A 16,525-nucleotide genomic window follows, 5' to 3' on the forward strand; every position below is an offset into this window, starting at 1 on the left:
CTTTTCTTATTCCACGGTAAAACGTTAGATTGTTATATTTTCTTAAATTTCGCAATGAATGCTAATAGTGGGCTTAATGTTTTCATGAAGTTGCCGACTGGTTGAACGAGTCTTCCTCCAAATTGACGTTTGAAGTTAAAGTTTCCTTCATTTTGGTTCGCTTGATTCGTTTCAATCGTTCCATAGAAATTATAATACTTAAATCCATTGTCTTTCGCATATTTCATCATTTCCCAGTTCAATAAGCTTGAACCACCAAAGTTTAAGTATTCTTCATGAGAACCACCAAATACTGAAATGACTTCATCCCCATAACACATAAATAAGTATCCTGATAAAGCTAACATTGGATTATGAATGTCTAATGCTTCAAAAGTCGTTTTACGTTTTTGATAACTCGCTAATTGATCTTTAGCATCTGTAATTAATCCACGTGTTTTCTTTACATGTTTTCCTTCTGCTTCACGGACTGCTAATTCTTTTTCCAGCTCTTCCACTCGATTCGTGAAGAATTCAATTCTTTCATGATAATAAGCTTTATAGGCTTCAACATCTAAGAAAGCAACCATATATTTTACTTTGTCTTGGAATGCTTCTTTCATTTGTTGGAAATAACTGAAATCTTGCACTCGGAATCCTTTTCGGATAGAAGTCTCACTTAAAATAGAATAGAAAATTTCTAAATCATCTAATTCTAATTCACGAATCGTAATATGAGATTCTATCGCTTTACGTAAGTCACGTTTTAATGAATTCGAATAATCTTTATAAATCGCTTCGCTATCTTCATATTCCGATAAATCTTTTCTGAACAATTGCCCCATGACTGCTCGACCATCTAAATCAAGAAAACGGTCATATCCTGCTTGTTCAAAATGCGCTAATAATTCCGGATAATGACACTCTTCTACGACTTCTAAAGATTCATTAATGACTTTATTCATCATATATGGATTCATTTCCACTCTGGCAATGCCTTGCTCTTTTAAAAATTCTTCTAAAGTTTCTAACATTTCAGGAAGTTTAGCAATTTTATCATCTTCAAATAATGGGCCTTGAATTAAGACTGCTTCTTTGAAAAATCTGAAACGTCTACGAATTCCTACTAAACCTTGAGCAATCCATTCGTCGCCTTCCGTCCAAGAAATAAAAAATACTTCTTCATATACACTACGTTGCCCGTGAACTTCTGCCATTTGTTTTGTTTGTAAAAAGTTGGCACTTTTATAACTTTCTTGTCGTTGTTCAAAAACCTCTGCTGTAATTAATTGTACTTGCATTCTAGTTTTCACATCCTTCTTTCTTCTCACAAACGATTGGTAAATCTTTGTCTAATAAACTCGCAAATGCTGTTTCATCGACTTCTTCTAATGTATAAATCCAGTTCATAGATGTATCGACTTGGTTTAACATTTCAGGATTATCTTCTAATTCTGTATGCCAAGCGACTACTTTTCCTGATAATGGACTGACGAATTCTGTGACAGCTTTTGCTGCTTCCACACTCATAAATGAATCTTCTGTTGTTAATGATTCTTGGACAAATAATTCTACAAAACTAACATCTCCAATATCATCTTGACCTTTTGGAGAAATACCTACTGTATATTGGTTTTTCTCTTGTTTAATCCATAAACCATTTTCACTATATTTAATCATTTGATCCGCCTTTCAATAATTGTTCATATTGTTCTTCTTTAAACCCGAAAAACACTGCTTCGTCTGATACTAATAATGGTCGTTTAATTAACATTCCATCACTGGCTAATAATTCCATAGCTTTCGAAGTTTCCATTGTTTTAATCACATCTTTTAATCCCAATTTACGATATAATTCTCCACTCGTGTTGAATACTTTTGTTAGTGGTAATGCGCTTCTTTCAAATAAGACTTGTAATTCTTCTGAAGTTGGATGCTCTTCACGAATATCTTTTACTTCAAATGGAATATTGTGTAGTTCTAACCATTTTAAGGCTTTCTTACAAGTTGTACATTTTGGATGGCTATAAATAATCATGTTTGTTCCCCTTTACGCTCTTGCTTTTAAAAATTCTTCTGGTAATTGTTGTTGTTGTCTTGTTTGTTGGTTAAATGGATCCTCATCTTCTCCAAAGATATTACTCTTGAAGTGGTATCTCATCGACATCATTAACCCAATCCCCATCATATTTCCTAATAGAGAAGATCCCCCTTGAGAAATGAATGGTAATGGAATCCCTGTTAATGGTAATAACCCAATCGTCATTCCGATATTTTCTACAACGTGGAATAAAATCATCATAATAACTCCCGTTGCAATATAAGAATAAAACTCATTTTTTGTATCAAAACATACGCGAATCATTTGATAAATTAAAATGAAATACACGGTAATTAAGAATGTTCCTCCTAGGAATCCGAAGTTTTCACCGATTGTTGCAAAAATTAAGTCTGATTCACGAACGGGAACGTATACTTCTGAATGTCCATATCCTTTACCGAACATTTTCCCTGAACCGATAGCTTTCAAGCTTTGGAATAATTGGAATCCTGCTCCACCTTGGTCACGGTAAGGATCTAACCATGAATCGATACGGCCGAATTGATAATTTTTGAATCCGATATTTAATAATAATTGTCGGTTGTACACTACTAAATAGATGAGTAATGATCCGATTAGAACGGCTGTTAAAATTAATGGTAATAAGATTTTCCAGCTAATTCCTGACATAATCATAACGCCGCCTAGAATCATTAAGAATACTAATGTTGTTCCTAAGTCGTTTTGTAGGATAACTAGTAATAGGGCAGGTAATGCATATGCGATTAGTTTGGCAAATAAATACCAATCGGTACTTCTTGTTCGGTACTTCGTTAACATGTTATGATGGGTCGCTACTTTTGCGAGCATCAGGATGTAGAAGATTTTTACAATTTCAGATGGTTGGAAGGAGAAGCCTCCTATTCTAAACCAACTTTTCGCACCGGTTGCGGCTGCGGTTCCTCTGTCATAGAGGAATAGGACGGCTACTAGTAGTAAGAGTCCTATGATGTAACTCAGGGTTGTTAGTTTCCATAGTTGTTCTGAGTCAAATTGCATAATGATGACTATGGCGATTGTTCCGATAACGTACCATACAAATTGCATGAAGACGGTTCTTAGTGATCCGTTTGCTACTTGGAGGTAAGTAGTTGATAGTAATGTCGCTATGCTGATTAATGCTAGTAATAAGACGGGTAGGATTATTCCGTAATCGATGCGGGAATCTTGTTCGTCGTACATAATTTTCCTTTTCATTGGTAACTCCTCTTCTGTTATTGTATCTAATGTCTGAGTTCTATATTCTGATGGAATATAACGTACTTATTGTAACATAGAAACGAACAGAAATGCTAATTCAATCGTTACCTTAATTCTTTTTTAGAGAATACTCGTGAATAGAAACAGAAAATAATTTTCATTGTAGCCGGACGCCAGCAAACCCTTTTGGGTTTCATGGCTAAAAATTGAGCCTTGGTCTCAATTTTTCCTAATAATATAAGCCACTGCTCTGTGGTTTATATTATTGCTACGGTAAAAATTTTTTTTGTTTCTATTCACTCTCATTGATATGAGGGACGGTTATGATAGTTCTTCAACTGAAAAAATTGTTCATTGTAGCCGGACGCCAGTAGCCCCTTTGGGTCTCTTGGCTAAAAATTGAGCCTTGGTCTCAATTTTCCTAATAATATAAACCACTGCTCTGTGGTTTATATTATTGCTACTATGAAAATTTTTTCTGTTTCAGATTTTTCACTTTAAGGTTTAATACAATAAGTTAGAAACGCAAAAAACGACAAGTGTCGTTTGGATACTTGTCGTTTTTGTTTCATCTTTTAATTGAATTATTTGCCTTCAGCTAATACACGTTCTTGTTCTACTGCAGCTTGTCCTAAGATGTTTAAGTAGTTCCATGGACGGTCGAATACTGGTTGGAAGAAGAAGTCTACGTATGCTAAGTCTTCGATTGTCATTTTGTTTTGGATTGCTAATGACAATGTGTTTGCAGAAGCTGTACAGTCGTATTTAGACATTACTTGTCCACCTACGATACGGTTTGTACCTACTTCGTAAACTAATTTCATGTAGATTTTTTCGTATGTTGGCATGAATTCTGGACGGTGGTTATCTACCACGTATACAGAACGTACATCTAAACCAAAGTGAGGTGCGCTACCTACGTTTACACCTGTTGAACCAATGTTCCATCCGAATAAGTGTAATCCTGATGTAGATTGTGTTCCACGGTATTTAACTTTATGTCCGTTAATGTTTTTACCAACTAAAGCACCCATACGTACAGCGTTTGTTGCTAATGGAATGTATGCGTGTCCTCCGTTAGGATTGTAGTTAACAGCACAGCTATCTCCAGCTGCGAATACATCTTTAACAGATGTTTCCATGTAGTCGTTAACGATGATAGCACCGTTAGGCATTGTTTCTAATTGGTCTTTAACTAAGTCGTTATTTGGACGGAAACCTACACATAAGATAACCATGTCAGCTTCGTATTCGCCACCAGAAGTTACAACTTTGTTTACAACTCCGTTTTCGCCTTCGAATGATTTAACCATTTCGTTTAAGCGAACTTGTACACCACGTTCACGTAAGTCTTCTTCTAAGATATCAGTGAATTCTGGGTCTAAGTATTTGTTTAAGATACGGTCTAAACCGTCAACTAATGTTACTTCTTTACCTTCTAAAGCAAATGCTTCTACTAATTCGATACCAATGTATCCACCACCGACAACAACGATTTTCTTCTTGTCAGTTTTCTTAGCAAAGATTTCTTTTGCTTGGTTATAGTTTTTACATAATTGAACGTTTTCTAATTCACGTCCTGGAATTGGAGGAAGAATTGGCCAAGAACCAGTTGTTAAAACTAATTTATCAAAAGTTTCTGTTTTTTCTTCACCAGATTTTAAATCTTTAACAGTTAAAGATTTACCAGCTGTATCGATGCTTGTTACATCATGTTCCATATGAACTTCAGCACCTAATGAAGCTAATTCTTCTGGGCTAGAATAGAATAAGCCTTGAGCGTCTTTAACAACTCCTCCTACGTATAACGCAATACCGCATGATAAGAATGAAATGTTATCATTTCTTTCATATACCACAACTTGTGCGCCTGGATTATCATTTAAAATTGTTTTTACTGCAGCTGTACCCGCATGAGTACATCCAACTACTACAACTTTCATGTAAGTTAGCCTCCTATGTTTTCATAATAAATAAGAATGATTCTCATCTACAAGTGATATCGTATACAATTTTTCAATTAAATGCAAACCTTTTGCTTGATTTTTTTACAAATTTTTTGTTTTATTTTTTAACTTGTAAGTGTGGCATATGGTATAACATTTTTTATACACAAGAAAAATATTTTTAAAGTATATAGAAACATCTAAACATCTGAGTTTTACTCCCTAAAAGTCGCTTACGTTCTTTTAAATAAAAATACCGTGGACAATATTCATCCACGGTAAATCATTTTATAAAATATATTTAGCGAGTATGTGTTCAAAAGATTGTACATTACCTTTTATACATTTTAAAATTATAATTAATCTTATGAATACTCTCTAGTATAGAAATATTGTTCTAATTTCTATTAATTAACTCATTTATAACTTTATCCTTCATCGTACTTTCAACAATTCTATAATTTGATTGCCACAGAGTTTTCATTTTACCAACACTTTGTGGATTAGTATCTGTTTCGAATGTATTTTGAACTAACCTAACTCCACATTCTTGCCAAACTTCTATTGGATCAAATCTCCATTGAATACTTCCGTTTTCCTCTTTCTTAATTAATGCTCTAAATGCTCCAAAGATTGGTAGTAAAAATCCTGAAGAAATTTCATAAGGAATAGTTTCTCGAGTAAAATCTGAATAAAATGATGACTTATTTTCTTGAGCGGAAATTACTCCTCTTACTCTTCCAAACGATCCTTTAAATCCATTCTCTTCTTTAAATTCTTTATACTTCTGTGGCATTTCAATTTGAATACATTCATATAATTCCACTAACTTAGGTAATAACGGAGATAAGCTTAAGTAGATATTGTCTTCACAACTTAATTCCTTTTTAAAATCTTTAAAAACACTAGCTTTTGCTGAATAAGCTTGAGTAGGAGCTGATGAATCATCTGGATATCTTTTTATATTAAACATAAACATAAGCTTTAATAATTCTACTACCGGAATAGGCTTGTTTTCATTATCTTTATATGCAACATCATCCTTAAAAGGCATTTCACTAATAGCTTCTTTAACAAAATCAAATTTATCATCTAACTCAAATAGGGCAATATCACTTACTTGAATTGATGTATTTCTTGCATCTGCTAATTCAGTTACATTTAGTGTATCACCTACAATTATTTCCAATCTAACATATTTATTAATATCATCTACCATTAAGTCTCGATTTTCTATTATTGCTGTATAAGTATGACCTCCATCTAGGATACCATATTTTGATGAATCATCCGAAAAATCAACAGAAATTTCACTAGTAGAATTATTAAAATGAACTGATTTAGCAGTTAAAACAATCCCTCTATTATTAATATCAAAATTAATATTAGAATTAGATTTCACTGCGTTAATTAATTGTTTAGCAACTGAAGTGTTCATTTTTGGTTTTCTAGGGTTAACTTCTAAAGATAAATTACTTGGTAAGTCTCTAAATTCAGTTAATGCTAAATAGGTTGTAATATTTTCATCAGATGGTGAACTGATAGTTCTCAAAGCTTTCACTTTAAATTTGTTTACAGTCATTAGAATTTCTCCTTTAATTATGTTATTTTTTATAAAAATAGCATAATTTTTCCCAAAAATAAAGAAACCTTGGTACCTTTTGTGGTATAATATACACATGACTAAGAGAAAAAAATATAATAATAACTTATTTAAAATCGGAGAAATCATTAAGTTTCATCGATTGAACTTATCTTTAAACAGTAGCAGAGAAAATTTTCTTGTTGATAGAATAAATAAAGGTTTTTTAAATGAGGATAGTATTTCTCTAGAAACCTTAAAAAATATAGAAAACGGGAATACATTACCTAGTTTACCTACATTAAAACTTCTTGCTAATTTATTAGAAATAGATTTTTTTGAACTTTTAAAGGAAATTTACGACTATATTTAAAAAGGAGTGAAAAAAGACTTTATAATTTTTATCTTAATTTTCTTAAAAGTTAATTACAAATACTAAACTGAGGTATTTAAATAAATTTTCTCAAATTCCACTTACTACTTCAATCATTTCATCAAATTCATCATTCAATAAATGCATTTCATCGATATTCATAAATTTTTGGTACATCATATCTAATACTTCTTGATTAGTGATATCTTTTTCGATACTGATTAATGCTGTTACAAATGTTTTGTAATCTTTTTGCATCATCTCTCCAATCAGTTGTTTTGTTTCTAAAAATTCCATTTTTACTAATTCCCATCTTTTCACTTAGTACTCATAGTATAGCATTAAACCTCCCACATTTCCCTAACAAAAAAGTAATCTACTGAACGTAAAGTACTTTGATCACTCTATTTTATTTTTTCTGACAAGCTATCCTTAATAGGTTTAAAGAACAAATATTAATATAACGAAAAGTAAAACGATTTCTAATATATCAGTCAGTGCTAGTATGAGAACCCAGTTTAGCAATACTTTAATATAAAAATTTTGTTTGATAAGTTCAATTTTTTTCCAATTTAATAACCAGACACTTCCAACAGCAGGGACGATGCTCCATTGATGTACTATTATCCATCTAAAAATGGAATATTCGTATTCTCCGTTTTTTTCAATATATAGATGAGCCATTTCCGATGTTGCTAATGCAGAAACTAAAAATACGATAGCCACCAATATCTTCTGCTTTAGTGTTAATGATTGTTTTTCTTTCATCTCTGTTTCACTCTTTCTTGAATTTTAACAAAAGTATACATAATTTCTTTTTTTGAGTAAAGATTTATTTATAAAGCGCATACGATAATCTAAAATCATTGTTCTTATATCATAAATGTCTTATAATAAATTGCATTCAAAAAAAGGAGGTTCGTTATGAAATTTTATTCATATGAATATGTATTAAGTCAAATCAGTCAGCAAGATTGGGTCATGGTTATTCTTTCTGCTTTACTGATTCTTGTTACTGCATTTTTCGCTTTTAAAGCTTATCAAGATAAACGTGGAAGTAAGTTTCGTGAATTATCGCTTATTTCAATTTTAGCTTTAGTTGCTGTTGTTTTAATGGGAATTTCTAATTTTCAAAGTAATCAATCTACAAATAATCAATTCCGTAACTCTCTACACTTTATTGAAATTGTTTCAAAAGAATTAGGTGTAGATAAGGAAAAGATATATGTCAACACTTCTGCTACGACTGATGGAGCAATTATTAAAGTTGGCGATCAATTCTATCGTGCTTTAAACGGCTCTAACAAAGATAGCTATTTATTAGAAAAGATGGAATTATATAAATCAGATGTTGAACTTGTGGAGGTTAAAAAATAATGAGCTTTTTTATTACAATTGCGATTAAGTTAGCTTTAGGTCTTATTTCTTTAGTATTTGTTATTAATGTAACTGGTAAAGGAAATTTAGCACCAAGTTCTGCAGTAGACCAAGTACAAAACTTTGTTCTCGGGGGAATCATTGGTGGGATTATTTACAATAGTTCAATTTCAATTCTTCAATATGTTGTTATTTTAATTATTTGGACAATTTTAATCTTACTGTTGAAATGGTTGAACACAAATGTCTCAGTTATTAAGCAATTAATTGATGGTAAACCTGTTTTAATTATTAAAAATGGAAAATTAGATCCTGAAGCATGTCGTTCTAAAGGATTATCTGCTTCAGATGTCGCTCTTAAATTACGTTCTCAAGGTATCTTCCAATTAAAAGATGTTAAAAGAGCTGTGATTGAACAAAATGGGCAATTTATTGTTGTAAGAATGGGCGATGAAAATCCTAAATACCCTATTATTACAGACGGTGTTATTCAATCGGAAATTTTAGATACAATTGGCAAATCTGAAGAATGGTTAATGGCCAAGTTAGAAGAAGAAGGCTATGATAATGTAGCGGATATCTTTATTGCTGAATATGACAAAGGGCAAATTAATGTTGTAACGTATTAATATTTTGATGAATGTTCAGTAAACTTTCTGAGCAGTTAATTTGCTTATGAAAATCAGAATAGATATAATTTAGCTACTATCTAGTTTAATGATGATTACTCTTCTTTGAATTAGATATAAACTAATAAATGGAGGGGAATCTCATGTCAGCAGAAGAAAAATTAAACCAAGTTGCTGGTTCTATCAAAGAAGGTTTTGGTAAATTAACTGGCGACAAAAAACTTGAATCTGAAGGTGCTACTGAACAAGTAGTTTCTAAAGTAAAAGAAGTTGCTGAAGACGCTAAAGAAGCTGTTGAAGGCGCTATTGAAGGTGTTAAAAACATCTTTAAAAAAGATTAATAACGATTAAATCGTATAAATCAAAACACGCTCAATATGAAACTGAGCGTGTTTTTTTAGTTTTATGAATTTAATGTTTCAATCACGAACATATAAAGATACTTTATTCAGAAATATCTGAAGTTGGATTTGTTTTTTCTTTCTTTTCTCGATAACAGAAATGAATCGCTATAATTGAGAATACCATCGTCCATTGAAGGCTATATGGATGTAAAAGAAAACTAAAGATACTATAAACAAGGATTAATAAATATTGAATTCCTCTTCTTTTTCTAAAAATATAAAATAACCAACCTAATATTACCATCATTACTCCAGTAGGAACTACAAAGAGACTTGGTAACATTAACATTACTGCTCCCACGATATAATACACAATAGCTTTCGAAAACCTTGGTTTCAAAAAGAACATTCCAATTTCAAATACTAAAAACGATAGGATAAAAGGTAATAAAATCATTACTATTCCTTGGAACCGTGGAATATAATTTTTCTTTCCTAATTGTTTACGATACTTTCTTAAATAATCAGTTCCAACATTGAACATAGCAACAATTAGTAATGTCGTAAAGATATTTTTATAACTTTGCCATCCTATCGGTACAATAAAATGATCAATCAGACCATATCCAAGAGATAGCAACCAACTCAATAGGAGTAATCCAATCATTATTTTCTTTTTATTAGTTGCATGGTAGAAACTATCTGCAAATAAAAATAACAAAATAGGATAAACAATGCGACCTACAATTGACAAATAAAGTGAAGTATCCAAACTAAATAGTAATGGTCGAAAACTATCGAATATCATTAAGAAAATTGCAAAATACATTAATTTTGAACGATGTGTAAAAATTTTCATAATTTCTCCTTTTTATTAAGATAATAGTTCAATGATAACAGTTAATTTGGGATAAGTAAATGTTTTTTGACACAAAAAAGGAATTAAGCAGCTAAATAGCGCCTAATTCCTTTTCTAATTTTTTCGCTTCAACTAAGAACTATAAACTCTTATATTCTACATCTAGTCCTTTTTGAACAGCAGGTCTATTCTCGATTCGTTTTGCCCATTCCACTAAATGTGTGTAGCTAGATGCATCTAAAAACTCTGCTGAATGTTGATATAATTTATCTAATACTAATTGTCCATACCAAGACCAAATCGCAATATCTGCAATTGTATACTCGTCTCCAGCAATATAAGGTCTCGTTGCTAATTCTTTATCTAGTAAATCTAATTGACGTTTTGTTTCCATTGTAAAACGATTGATGGCATATTCAATTTTTTCAGGAGCATAATTGAAGAAATGTCCAAATCCTCCACCGACAAATGGTGCAGATCCAGCTTGCCAAAATAGCCAGTTTAATACTTCTGTACGTTTTTCAACTTCTTTTGGAAGAAATTGTCCAAATTTCTCAGCAAGGTATAATAGGATATTCGCTGATTCAAAGATTCTAATATTTGTTTTTCCTGATTGATCTAATAATGCAGGAATTTTTGAGTTTGGATTCACTTCTACAAAGCCAGTTCCGAACTGTTCTCCATCCATAATAGAGATTTTATATAAGTCGTAGTCCGCTTCTTGGATTCCTAATACTAATAATTCTTCTAATAAAATCGTCACTTTTACACCGTTTGGAGTTCCTAGAGAATATAATTGGAAAGGTTTCTCCCCTTTTGGTAATACTTGTTCAAAACGACTTCCAGCAGTTGGACGATTAATTCCTGAGAATTTTCCTTGATTACTGTCTGCTGCACTCCACACACGTGGTAATTCATAATTTGTCATGTTATTCTCCTTTAATTTTACTGTTCTAATGATAAATGTAAGATTTCATAAATATTTGTACCTTCCATTTGTTCTGGAAGTTCTTCAAAGAAATAATATTCCTTACATTGCCATTTTTCTGGATTATAAACTAATAATTGACTCGTACTATTGTTAAAGGTACTAGAGAAACTTAAGCGTTCCATTTGAGTTGATTCTGAGATTTCTCTTGTTATTTCTAAACAATAACGACTGCTATTAAATTTTTCCTTTTTCTCAAATGCTAATGGAATTGCTTTAGAAATAGTTTGCCATCCAAATGACTTCAGAATATTATCATAAAATCCATCCCATATAAATTGATTCATTCCTACTGAATCTTTCCATAAATATAATGGAGCATATTCTTTTTTGATGTCATTTTGACTATTTTCTACAGAGATAAGATACGCTTTAAAGAGTAAATCTTTAAAACCATCCATTTTATGTCCATTTTCTCGAACTCGTTCTCTAATGATGTTCATGTCAAACGAATCTGGTAATTGAATTTTATATTGCATTGATATCATATTAGTTTTCCTTTCTAAAAAAGACTTTTATCTGTAGTTTCACTGCTCCTACATCAAACAGTCTCAGTCTAAGCTTATTTCAAATTATTCGCTCTTTGATTCATTTCATCTGCAGCACGATTCAAGCCACGGCTTTGGTATTCATAAGCTGCTTTTTCATAACAATCAATATCTTGTTGTCTTCTGCGTTCCGCATCTTGTTCACTTGCTAGTCTAGCTTGTTCAGCATTGAAAGCATCATTGTTGTTATTAGAGGGTGCAGAATAATCCCCACCACTACTATAGCTTCCAGAACCTGATCCAAATTCATTGAAAAGAATTCCAAGAGCAATGGCAAGTACAACAATTCCAAAAACAATAGCTAAAGCAACTTGTAATAAAAATGTAAATAGTAAAATTAAACCTGCACTGAGTAATGTTTTCAGAATAAATCCTTTACGAATTAAATGGATTTTAAAGTAATCAAGAATCAATACACTCACTGGTGCAAAAACTAATCCAATTTTATGGAAATTTAACCATCCTAAAATAGAATTGTCCGGTGCTGAAGGTAATTGAGCACTTTGGAATCCTGTAAGAGAGTTCGTAGTCACAACAGGGGTTTGACTTTGTTTATACCCAAGATACATTGTAATAGCTGCAATCACTGTATAAACTACAATTGTAATGATTTGTTGTTTACGTGTTAATTGTAAAAAATTCTTTATCATCTTTATACCTCACTTTATAGAATAACGTTATTTTACCGGATAATAAGTTTCTAGTAAACCATTATGAAGTTTTACAACATATCCCCACTCTATCCTTCGTTAATCCTAATTAAGCTCACATATCAATATCTAGGAATGTAAAAAAGGTTAGGATTCTTTCCTAACCTTTTTCGTACTGTTATTTCCAATTTAACTGAGCATTTAAGCCAAAGTGGTCACTCACTTGAGGACTATTGTTCCCATCAAAAACAACCTTTAGATTTTCTACTTCTAACTCTTTAGTTGTAAAAACATAATCAATTCGAAGTGGTTCTGTATTTCCCTTCCATCCATCAATTTCTGGTGGAACGGTATAGCTACCACTTTTTTCTTTCGCAACTTCAAATGCATCTTGTAAGCCTAATGGACTCGCTAAAATAGCTTGGTATCCTTCTTGACCGGCTGGGTTATTGAAATCACCAGCTAGTAAAAGCGGTTTGTTTAATGCTTTCAAGACAGCTTCAAAACGTGCCCATTCTTCTTGGAACCCTTTATCCCACCAAGAAAGGTGCACACTAGCCACTGCAAGTTCCTTACCATCCACTACCGTTTCAGCCAAGGCAACTCGACGAGTATGATAGTCTGTTGGATCATCCACGTCTGAAACTAAAACTTCACTGGCTTCGATTGGTGTTTTAGATAAGATTGCTACCCCTTCATGGTATCGATCATAACCAATATGATTATAAGACCAAGTCCAGTAATAATTTCTGCCACTTTCAGCTAATTTTTCCACCAACAATCTTACATAGTGATCTTGATGAATCGGTTCTGCTGATGGCAAAGCTTTATAAAAGTCATCGACTTTTACTTCTGGAGAAGTAATTTCCTGATTGATTTCTTGAAAACAAATTAAATCATAATTCTTGTCAAGAATATCCTGAAGTAAAAGATTGAATTTTTCTTCTACTTCTTGCTCCATCCAGCTATGAGTATTCAGTGTTAAAAATTTCATATTTTTCTCCTAAAACAAGAGGTTGGAAAATAGCTTCCAACCTCAAGATGATTATAATTCTACTTTAGCAACTACTGTGTTAGCTGCAAGAGAACCTGTTTGTTCTAATTTAACTGATTGAATCGCATCAGCATTTGTGAAGACAACGATTGTTGAAGTTTCACGTCCTGCTTCACGAATAGCATCCAAGTCAGCTGTGACAAGTAAGTCACCTACTGCAACTTTTTGTCCTTCAGCAACATGAACTGTAAATGGTTTTCCTTCAAGACTTACTGTGTCCAAACCAATGTGAACAAGTACTTCAAGACCTGCTTCAGTCACAAGACCAAGAGCATGTTTTGTAGGGAAAATGCTTGAAACAGTACCTGAAACTGGGGATACAATGTTTCCATTTGCAGGTTCTACAGCAAATCCATCACCCATCATTTTTTGAGAAAATACTGGATCTTTTACTTGTTCTAATGCAATTACTTCACCATCTGCTACTGAGTATACTTCCTCAGTTAGATCTTTGTATTGAACAGCGTTTTGTTGCGCTTCAGTCATTTGAGTTGGAAGAGTTTCAGGAATGACTTCCCCTGAATCAAGGATATCTTGGATATCTGATTTCAATACGTCGGCTTTTGGACCGTAGATAGCTTGAACTCCTTGTCCTTTCATAACAAGACCCATAGCTCCTTCTGCTTTCCATTGCTCTGCATCACCGACTTTATCAGCGTCTTTAACCGTTACACGAAGACGAGTCATACATGCATCAACATCAACAATATTTGCACGTCCACCAAGAAGGTTAATAATGTTTACAGCTTGAGAAGCTTCTGCAACTTTCACTTCACTACTAGATTCTTCTGAAACTTCAGCAGTTTCGTAGTTTCCGTTACGTCCTGGAGTTGCGTAATTGAATTTTTGAATCATGAAGTTTGCGATAAAGTACATAATTACTGCAAATAGAACTGTTACCCAAATGAAGTTAATAATATCCATACCAATGCCAGCGCTAATCGCAATTGGTGTACGAGTCAAGAACTCGATTGAACCAAATGAGTGCATACGTAAGTTCACTACGTCAGCCATAGCAAATGCTGCACCTTGAACTAGTGAATATACAAGATATAAAGGTGTTGCGATAAACATAAACATGTATTCGATCGGCTCAGTAACCCCTGTTAAGAATGTTGCAAGAGCAGTTGCAATCATCATACCTTTATATTTATGTTTCTTGTCATTATCAACATTACGGTAGATAGCAACAAGCACACCCATCAAGATACCGAATGAACCAATCATTTGTCCAACTTTAAAACGAGCTGGATGAACAGTATCTAATAATTGTTGGTAGTGACTTGCATCTGTACCTTTAAGGTTCACAAGGTCTGTGATCCATGCAAGCCATAATGGATCTTGTCCAAATACTTGAGTGCCTTTCGCTGCACCTGTCAAGATTTCATAAGTACCACCAAGAGCTGTATAGTTCATTGGGATAGTTAACATGTGGTGAAGACCAAATGGTAATAGTAAACGTTCCAAAGTACCATACAAGAATGGTGCAAGAATTGGAGCATTTTCTTGTGAGTTTGCAATCCAAATACCAAAATTATTAATACCAGTTTGTACAAGTGGCCAAACAATTGAAAGAATAATAGCTGCAATTGCTGAACGAAGAATAACTACAAATGGTACAAAACGTTTCCCGTTAAAGAATGAAAGTGCATCTGGAAGTTTACGGAAGTTGTAGTATTTGTTGAAAGCAGTAGCCCCTACAAAACCAGAGATAATCCCTACGAATACACCCATGTTCAATGCTGGAGCTTCCATAACACTGATAAAGTAATCAGCAACTTTAATTGAACCTCCAAACAGAGTTGTTACCATTGCTTGAGGATCCTTCAACATAGCCCCTGATACACCAAAGATGGTACCAGTGATACGATTAATTAAAATGAAGGCAAGACCAGCAGCAAAAGCACCACCAGCACGTTCTTTAGCCCAGCTTCCTCCAATAGCAAGGGCAAATAAAATATGTAGGTTACCAATTACACCCCAACCAATTTGCTCAAGAATTCCACCTGTAATTACAAGTGGTGCAAAAGTTGGATTAATCATTACAAGTGACTTACCGATTGAAATCATCAAACCAGCAGCCGGCATAACAGCGATAACCACCATCAAAGCCTTACCGAATTTTTGCCAAAACTCGAAAGACAATATATTTTTGAATGTCTCTTTCATCATTCAAATCTCCTTTATTTTTTAATTTAGGCAAACGTTTGCATTACCTATAGATTGATTATAACATTTTACTTGTTTTTGTAAAGTATTTTATAAAAAGAATTCTTTCCATACTTAAATGCCCCCAAAAAGTTTGACTTTTTGGGGGCACTTTATTTCTCATATATTTTTATAGTCTTTATTCTTCCATTACAAACTATACATCAGTAAGATAAATAAATAGAAAATTAGTACAAAGGAAAGTTCTATTAATATCGTAGCGACTATCGTTAGAAACCAATTCAATAATCCTTTAACGATAAAATTCCCTTCTATCAATTCTAGTTTTGTCCATTTCAATATCCAAATACTAACAAAGGCAGGAATAATACTCCAGAAATGTACTTTAATCCATCCCAAAATAGTAAAATCAAAATTACCATCTTTTAATATATGAATTCTAGCAAAAATCATCGTAATCAATGCTGAAACTAAAAAAACGGAAGCTATATTACTTTTCTGTACTCGGTTCAGTCTTTTAAACTGTTGCATCATGCTCTTGCCCTCTCCCTTCTTGATTTAACTTCATACGATTATAGTAATATAACGGAATGATTGCAAATACCCTCATCCAGTCAAATCTAGATGGATATAAGAGAAAAATAAGTATACTAAAAATCAATAAAATTAGAGCTTGAATCTTTCTTTTTTCTCTAAAGATATAAAACAACCAACCTAACAATACTA

Annotated in this window: 19 protein-coding genes and 1 pseudogene; 4 read left to right on the forward strand and 16 right to left on the reverse strand. The window is 32.7% G+C overall.

All coding sequences use genetic code 11. From position 1 onward, the window contains the following. Window positions 1–32: 32 nt before the first annotated feature. The 6 genes from RWR88_RS02860 to RWR88_RS02885 all read right to left on the reverse strand — a co-directional run bounded on the left by RWR88_RS02860 (window position 33) and on the right by RWR88_RS02885 (window position 6,808). A complete protein-coding gene (locus RWR88_RS02860) occupies window positions 33–1,280 on the reverse strand; it encodes a peptidoglycan bridge formation glycyltransferase FemA/FemB family protein (protein WP_314450579.1) in 1,248 nt (415 codons plus the stop codon). Between the two features lies 1 nt (window position 1,281). Continuing rightward, on the reverse strand, window positions 1,282–1,659 hold the full coding sequence (locus RWR88_RS02865) for a glycine cleavage system protein H (RefSeq protein ID WP_314450581.1): 378 nt from the start codon (window positions 1,657–1,659) through the stop codon (window positions 1,282–1,284). Next, window positions 1,652–2,017 (reverse strand): arsenate reductase family protein, encoded by a 366-nt coding sequence (locus RWR88_RS02870; RefSeq protein WP_314349852.1) that lies wholly within the window; start codon window positions 2,015–2,017, stop codon window positions 1,652–1,654. Before RWR88_RS02870 ends, RWR88_RS02865 begins: the two co-directional genes overlap by 8 nt. A 12-nt stretch (window positions 2,018–2,029) precedes the next feature. After that, complete coding sequence (locus RWR88_RS02875) at window positions 2,030–3,262, reverse strand: FtsW/RodA/SpoVE family cell cycle protein (protein ID WP_314450597.1); 1,233 nt, start codon at window positions 3,260–3,262, stop codon at window positions 2,030–2,032. A gap of 602 nt (window positions 3,263–3,864) precedes the next feature. Continuing rightward, window positions 3,865–5,223 carry an FAD-dependent oxidoreductase gene (locus RWR88_RS02880; protein ID WP_314450582.1) on the reverse strand — a complete coding sequence of 453 codons (1,359 nt, stop codon included), beginning with the start codon at window positions 5,221–5,223 and terminating at the stop codon, window positions 3,865–3,867. Window positions 5,224–5,623: 400 nt separating this feature from the next. Then, on the reverse strand, window positions 5,624–6,808 hold the full coding sequence (locus RWR88_RS02885) for an AIPR family protein (RefSeq protein ID WP_314450583.1): 1,185 nt from the start codon (window positions 6,806–6,808) through the stop codon (window positions 5,624–5,626). Between the two features lie 97 nt (window positions 6,809–6,905). Between RWR88_RS02885 and RWR88_RS02890 the strand changes: the two genes are divergently transcribed. Continuing rightward, window positions 6,906–7,181 carry a helix-turn-helix transcriptional regulator gene (locus RWR88_RS02890; protein WP_314450584.1) on the forward strand — a complete coding sequence of 92 codons (276 nt, stop codon included), beginning with the start codon at window positions 6,906–6,908 and terminating at the stop codon, window positions 7,179–7,181. A gap of 90 nt (window positions 7,182–7,271) precedes the next feature. On the opposite strand, the gene RWR88_RS02895 is transcribed toward RWR88_RS02890, so the two are convergent. Beyond that, window positions 7,272–7,502 carry a hypothetical protein gene (locus RWR88_RS02895; protein ID WP_314450585.1) on the reverse strand — a complete coding sequence of 77 codons (231 nt, stop codon included), beginning with the start codon at window positions 7,500–7,502 and terminating at the stop codon, window positions 7,272–7,274. Between the two features lie 120 nt (window positions 7,503–7,622). Further along, window positions 7,623–7,949, reverse strand: a complete 327-nt coding sequence (locus tag RWR88_RS02900; RefSeq protein ID WP_314450586.1) for a hypothetical protein — start codon at window positions 7,947–7,949, stop codon at window positions 7,623–7,625. Window positions 7,950–8,105: 156 nt separating this feature from the next. Between RWR88_RS02900 and RWR88_RS02905 the strand changes: the two genes are divergently transcribed. From RWR88_RS02905 to RWR88_RS02915, 3 genes are all read left to right on the forward strand, one after another. Then, window positions 8,106–8,558, forward strand: coding sequence for a DUF3290 family protein (locus RWR88_RS02905; protein WP_314450587.1), 453 nt, complete (start codon window positions 8,106–8,108; stop codon window positions 8,556–8,558). Then, window positions 8,555–9,187 (forward strand): DUF421 domain-containing protein, encoded by a 633-nt coding sequence (locus RWR88_RS02910; protein WP_314450598.1) that lies wholly within the window; start codon window positions 8,555–8,557, stop codon window positions 9,185–9,187. Before RWR88_RS02905 ends, RWR88_RS02910 begins: the two co-directional genes overlap by 4 nt. A 143-nt stretch (window positions 9,188–9,330) precedes the next feature. Beyond that, complete coding sequence (locus RWR88_RS02915; RefSeq protein ID WP_006702927.1) at window positions 9,331–9,528, forward strand: CsbD family protein; 198 nt, start codon at window positions 9,331–9,333, stop codon at window positions 9,526–9,528. Window positions 9,529–9,631: 103 nt separating this feature from the next. Here RWR88_RS02915 and RWR88_RS02920 read toward each other — a convergent pair whose 3' ends face one another. From RWR88_RS02920 to RWR88_RS02955, 8 genes and pseudogenes are all read right to left on the reverse strand, one after another. Continuing rightward, complete coding sequence (locus tag RWR88_RS02920; protein WP_314450588.1) at window positions 9,632–10,390, reverse strand: TraX family protein; 759 nt, start codon at window positions 10,388–10,390, stop codon at window positions 9,632–9,634. Between the two features lie 139 nt (window positions 10,391–10,529). After that, window positions 10,530–11,318 carry a glutathione-dependent disulfide-bond oxidoreductase gene (yghU, locus tag RWR88_RS02925; protein WP_314450589.1) on the reverse strand — a complete coding sequence of 263 codons (789 nt, stop codon included), beginning with the start codon at window positions 11,316–11,318 and terminating at the stop codon, window positions 10,530–10,532. A 17-nt stretch (window positions 11,319–11,335) separates the two neighbouring features. Continuing rightward, window positions 11,336–11,866, reverse strand: a complete 531-nt coding sequence (locus RWR88_RS02930; protein ID WP_314450590.1) for a DUF4865 family protein — start codon at window positions 11,864–11,866, stop codon at window positions 11,336–11,338. Window positions 11,867–11,940: 74 nt separating this feature from the next. Continuing rightward, window positions 11,941–12,576 (reverse strand): hypothetical protein, encoded by a 636-nt coding sequence (locus tag RWR88_RS02935; RefSeq protein WP_314450591.1) that lies wholly within the window; start codon window positions 12,574–12,576, stop codon window positions 11,941–11,943. A gap of 178 nt (window positions 12,577–12,754) precedes the next feature. Further along, window positions 12,755–13,570, reverse strand: a complete 816-nt coding sequence (locus RWR88_RS02940; protein WP_314450593.1) for an endonuclease/exonuclease/phosphatase family protein — start codon at window positions 13,568–13,570, stop codon at window positions 12,755–12,757. 51 nt (window positions 13,571–13,621) lie between these two features. Beyond that, window positions 13,622–15,802, reverse strand: coding sequence for a PTS transporter subunit IIBC (locus tag RWR88_RS02945; protein ID WP_314450594.1), 2,181 nt, complete (start codon window positions 15,800–15,802; stop codon window positions 13,622–13,624). A 186-nt stretch (window positions 15,803–15,988) separates the two neighbouring features. Beyond that, window positions 15,989–16,333, reverse strand: coding sequence for a hypothetical protein (locus RWR88_RS02950; protein ID WP_314450595.1), 345 nt, complete (start codon window positions 16,331–16,333; stop codon window positions 15,989–15,991). Continuing rightward, window positions 16,317–16,525: pseudogene (locus tag RWR88_RS02955) on the reverse strand (hypothetical protein); the annotation flags it as partial. The gene RWR88_RS02950 and the pseudogene RWR88_RS02955, both read right to left, overlap by 17 nt.

The organism is uncultured Granulicatella sp. (assembly GCF_963528195.1).
Lineage (GTDB): Bacteria > Bacillota > Bacilli > Lactobacillales > Aerococcaceae > Granulicatella.

Bases quoted from the DNA above. Each gene is read 5' to 3' on its own strand.
- RWR88_RS02860 (WP_314450579.1), bottom strand. From the start codon at position 1,280: ATGCAAGTACAATTAATTACAGCAGAGGTTTTTGAACAACGACAAGAA.
- RWR88_RS02865 (WP_314450581.1), bottom strand. From the start codon at position 1,659: ATGATTAAATATAGTGAAAATGGTTTATGGATTAAACAAGAGAAAAAC.
- RWR88_RS02870 (WP_314349852.1), bottom strand. From the start codon at position 2,017: ATGATTATTTATAGCCATCCAAAATGTACAACTTGTAAGAAAGCCTTA.
- RWR88_RS02875 (WP_314450597.1), bottom strand. From the start codon at position 3,262: ATGTACGACGAACAAGATTCCCGCATCGATTACGGAATAATCCTACCC.
- RWR88_RS02880 (WP_314450582.1), bottom strand. From the start codon at position 5,223: ATGAAAGTTGTAGTAGTTGGATGTACTCATGCGGGTACAGCTGCAGTA.
- RWR88_RS02885 (WP_314450583.1), bottom strand. From the start codon at position 6,808: ATGACTGTAAACAAATTTAAAGTGAAAGCTTTGAGAACTATCAGTTCA.
- RWR88_RS02890 (WP_314450584.1), top strand. From the start codon at position 6,906: ATGACTAAGAGAAAAAAATATAATAATAACTTATTTAAAATCGGAGAA.
- RWR88_RS02900 (WP_314450586.1), bottom strand. From the start codon at position 7,949: ATGAAAGAAAAACAATCATTAACACTAAAGCAGAAGATATTGGTGGCT.
- RWR88_RS02905 (WP_314450587.1), top strand. From the start codon at position 8,106: ATGAAATTTTATTCATATGAATATGTATTAAGTCAAATCAGTCAGCAA.
- RWR88_RS02915 (WP_006702927.1), top strand. From the start codon at position 9,331: ATGTCAGCAGAAGAAAAATTAAACCAAGTTGCTGGTTCTATCAAAGAA.
- RWR88_RS02920 (WP_314450588.1), bottom strand. From the start codon at position 10,390: ATGAAAATTTTTACACATCGTTCAAAATTAATGTATTTTGCAATTTTC.
- yghU (WP_314450589.1), bottom strand. From the start codon at position 11,318: ATGACAAATTATGAATTACCACGTGTGTGGAGTGCAGCAGACAGTAAT.
- RWR88_RS02930 (WP_314450590.1), bottom strand. From the start codon at position 11,866: ATGATATCAATGCAATATAAAATTCAATTACCAGATTCGTTTGACATG.
- RWR88_RS02935 (WP_314450591.1), bottom strand. From the start codon at position 12,576: ATGATAAAGAATTTTTTACAATTAACACGTAAACAACAAATCATTACA.
- RWR88_RS02940 (WP_314450593.1), bottom strand. From the start codon at position 13,570: ATGAAATTTTTAACACTGAATACTCATAGCTGGATGGAGCAAGAAGTA.
- RWR88_RS02945 (WP_314450594.1), bottom strand. From the start codon at position 15,802: ATGATGAAAGAGACATTCAAAAATATATTGTCTTTCGAGTTTTGGCAA.
- RWR88_RS02950 (WP_314450595.1), bottom strand. From the start codon at position 16,333: ATGATGCAACAGTTTAAAAGACTGAACCGAGTACAGAAAAGTAATATA.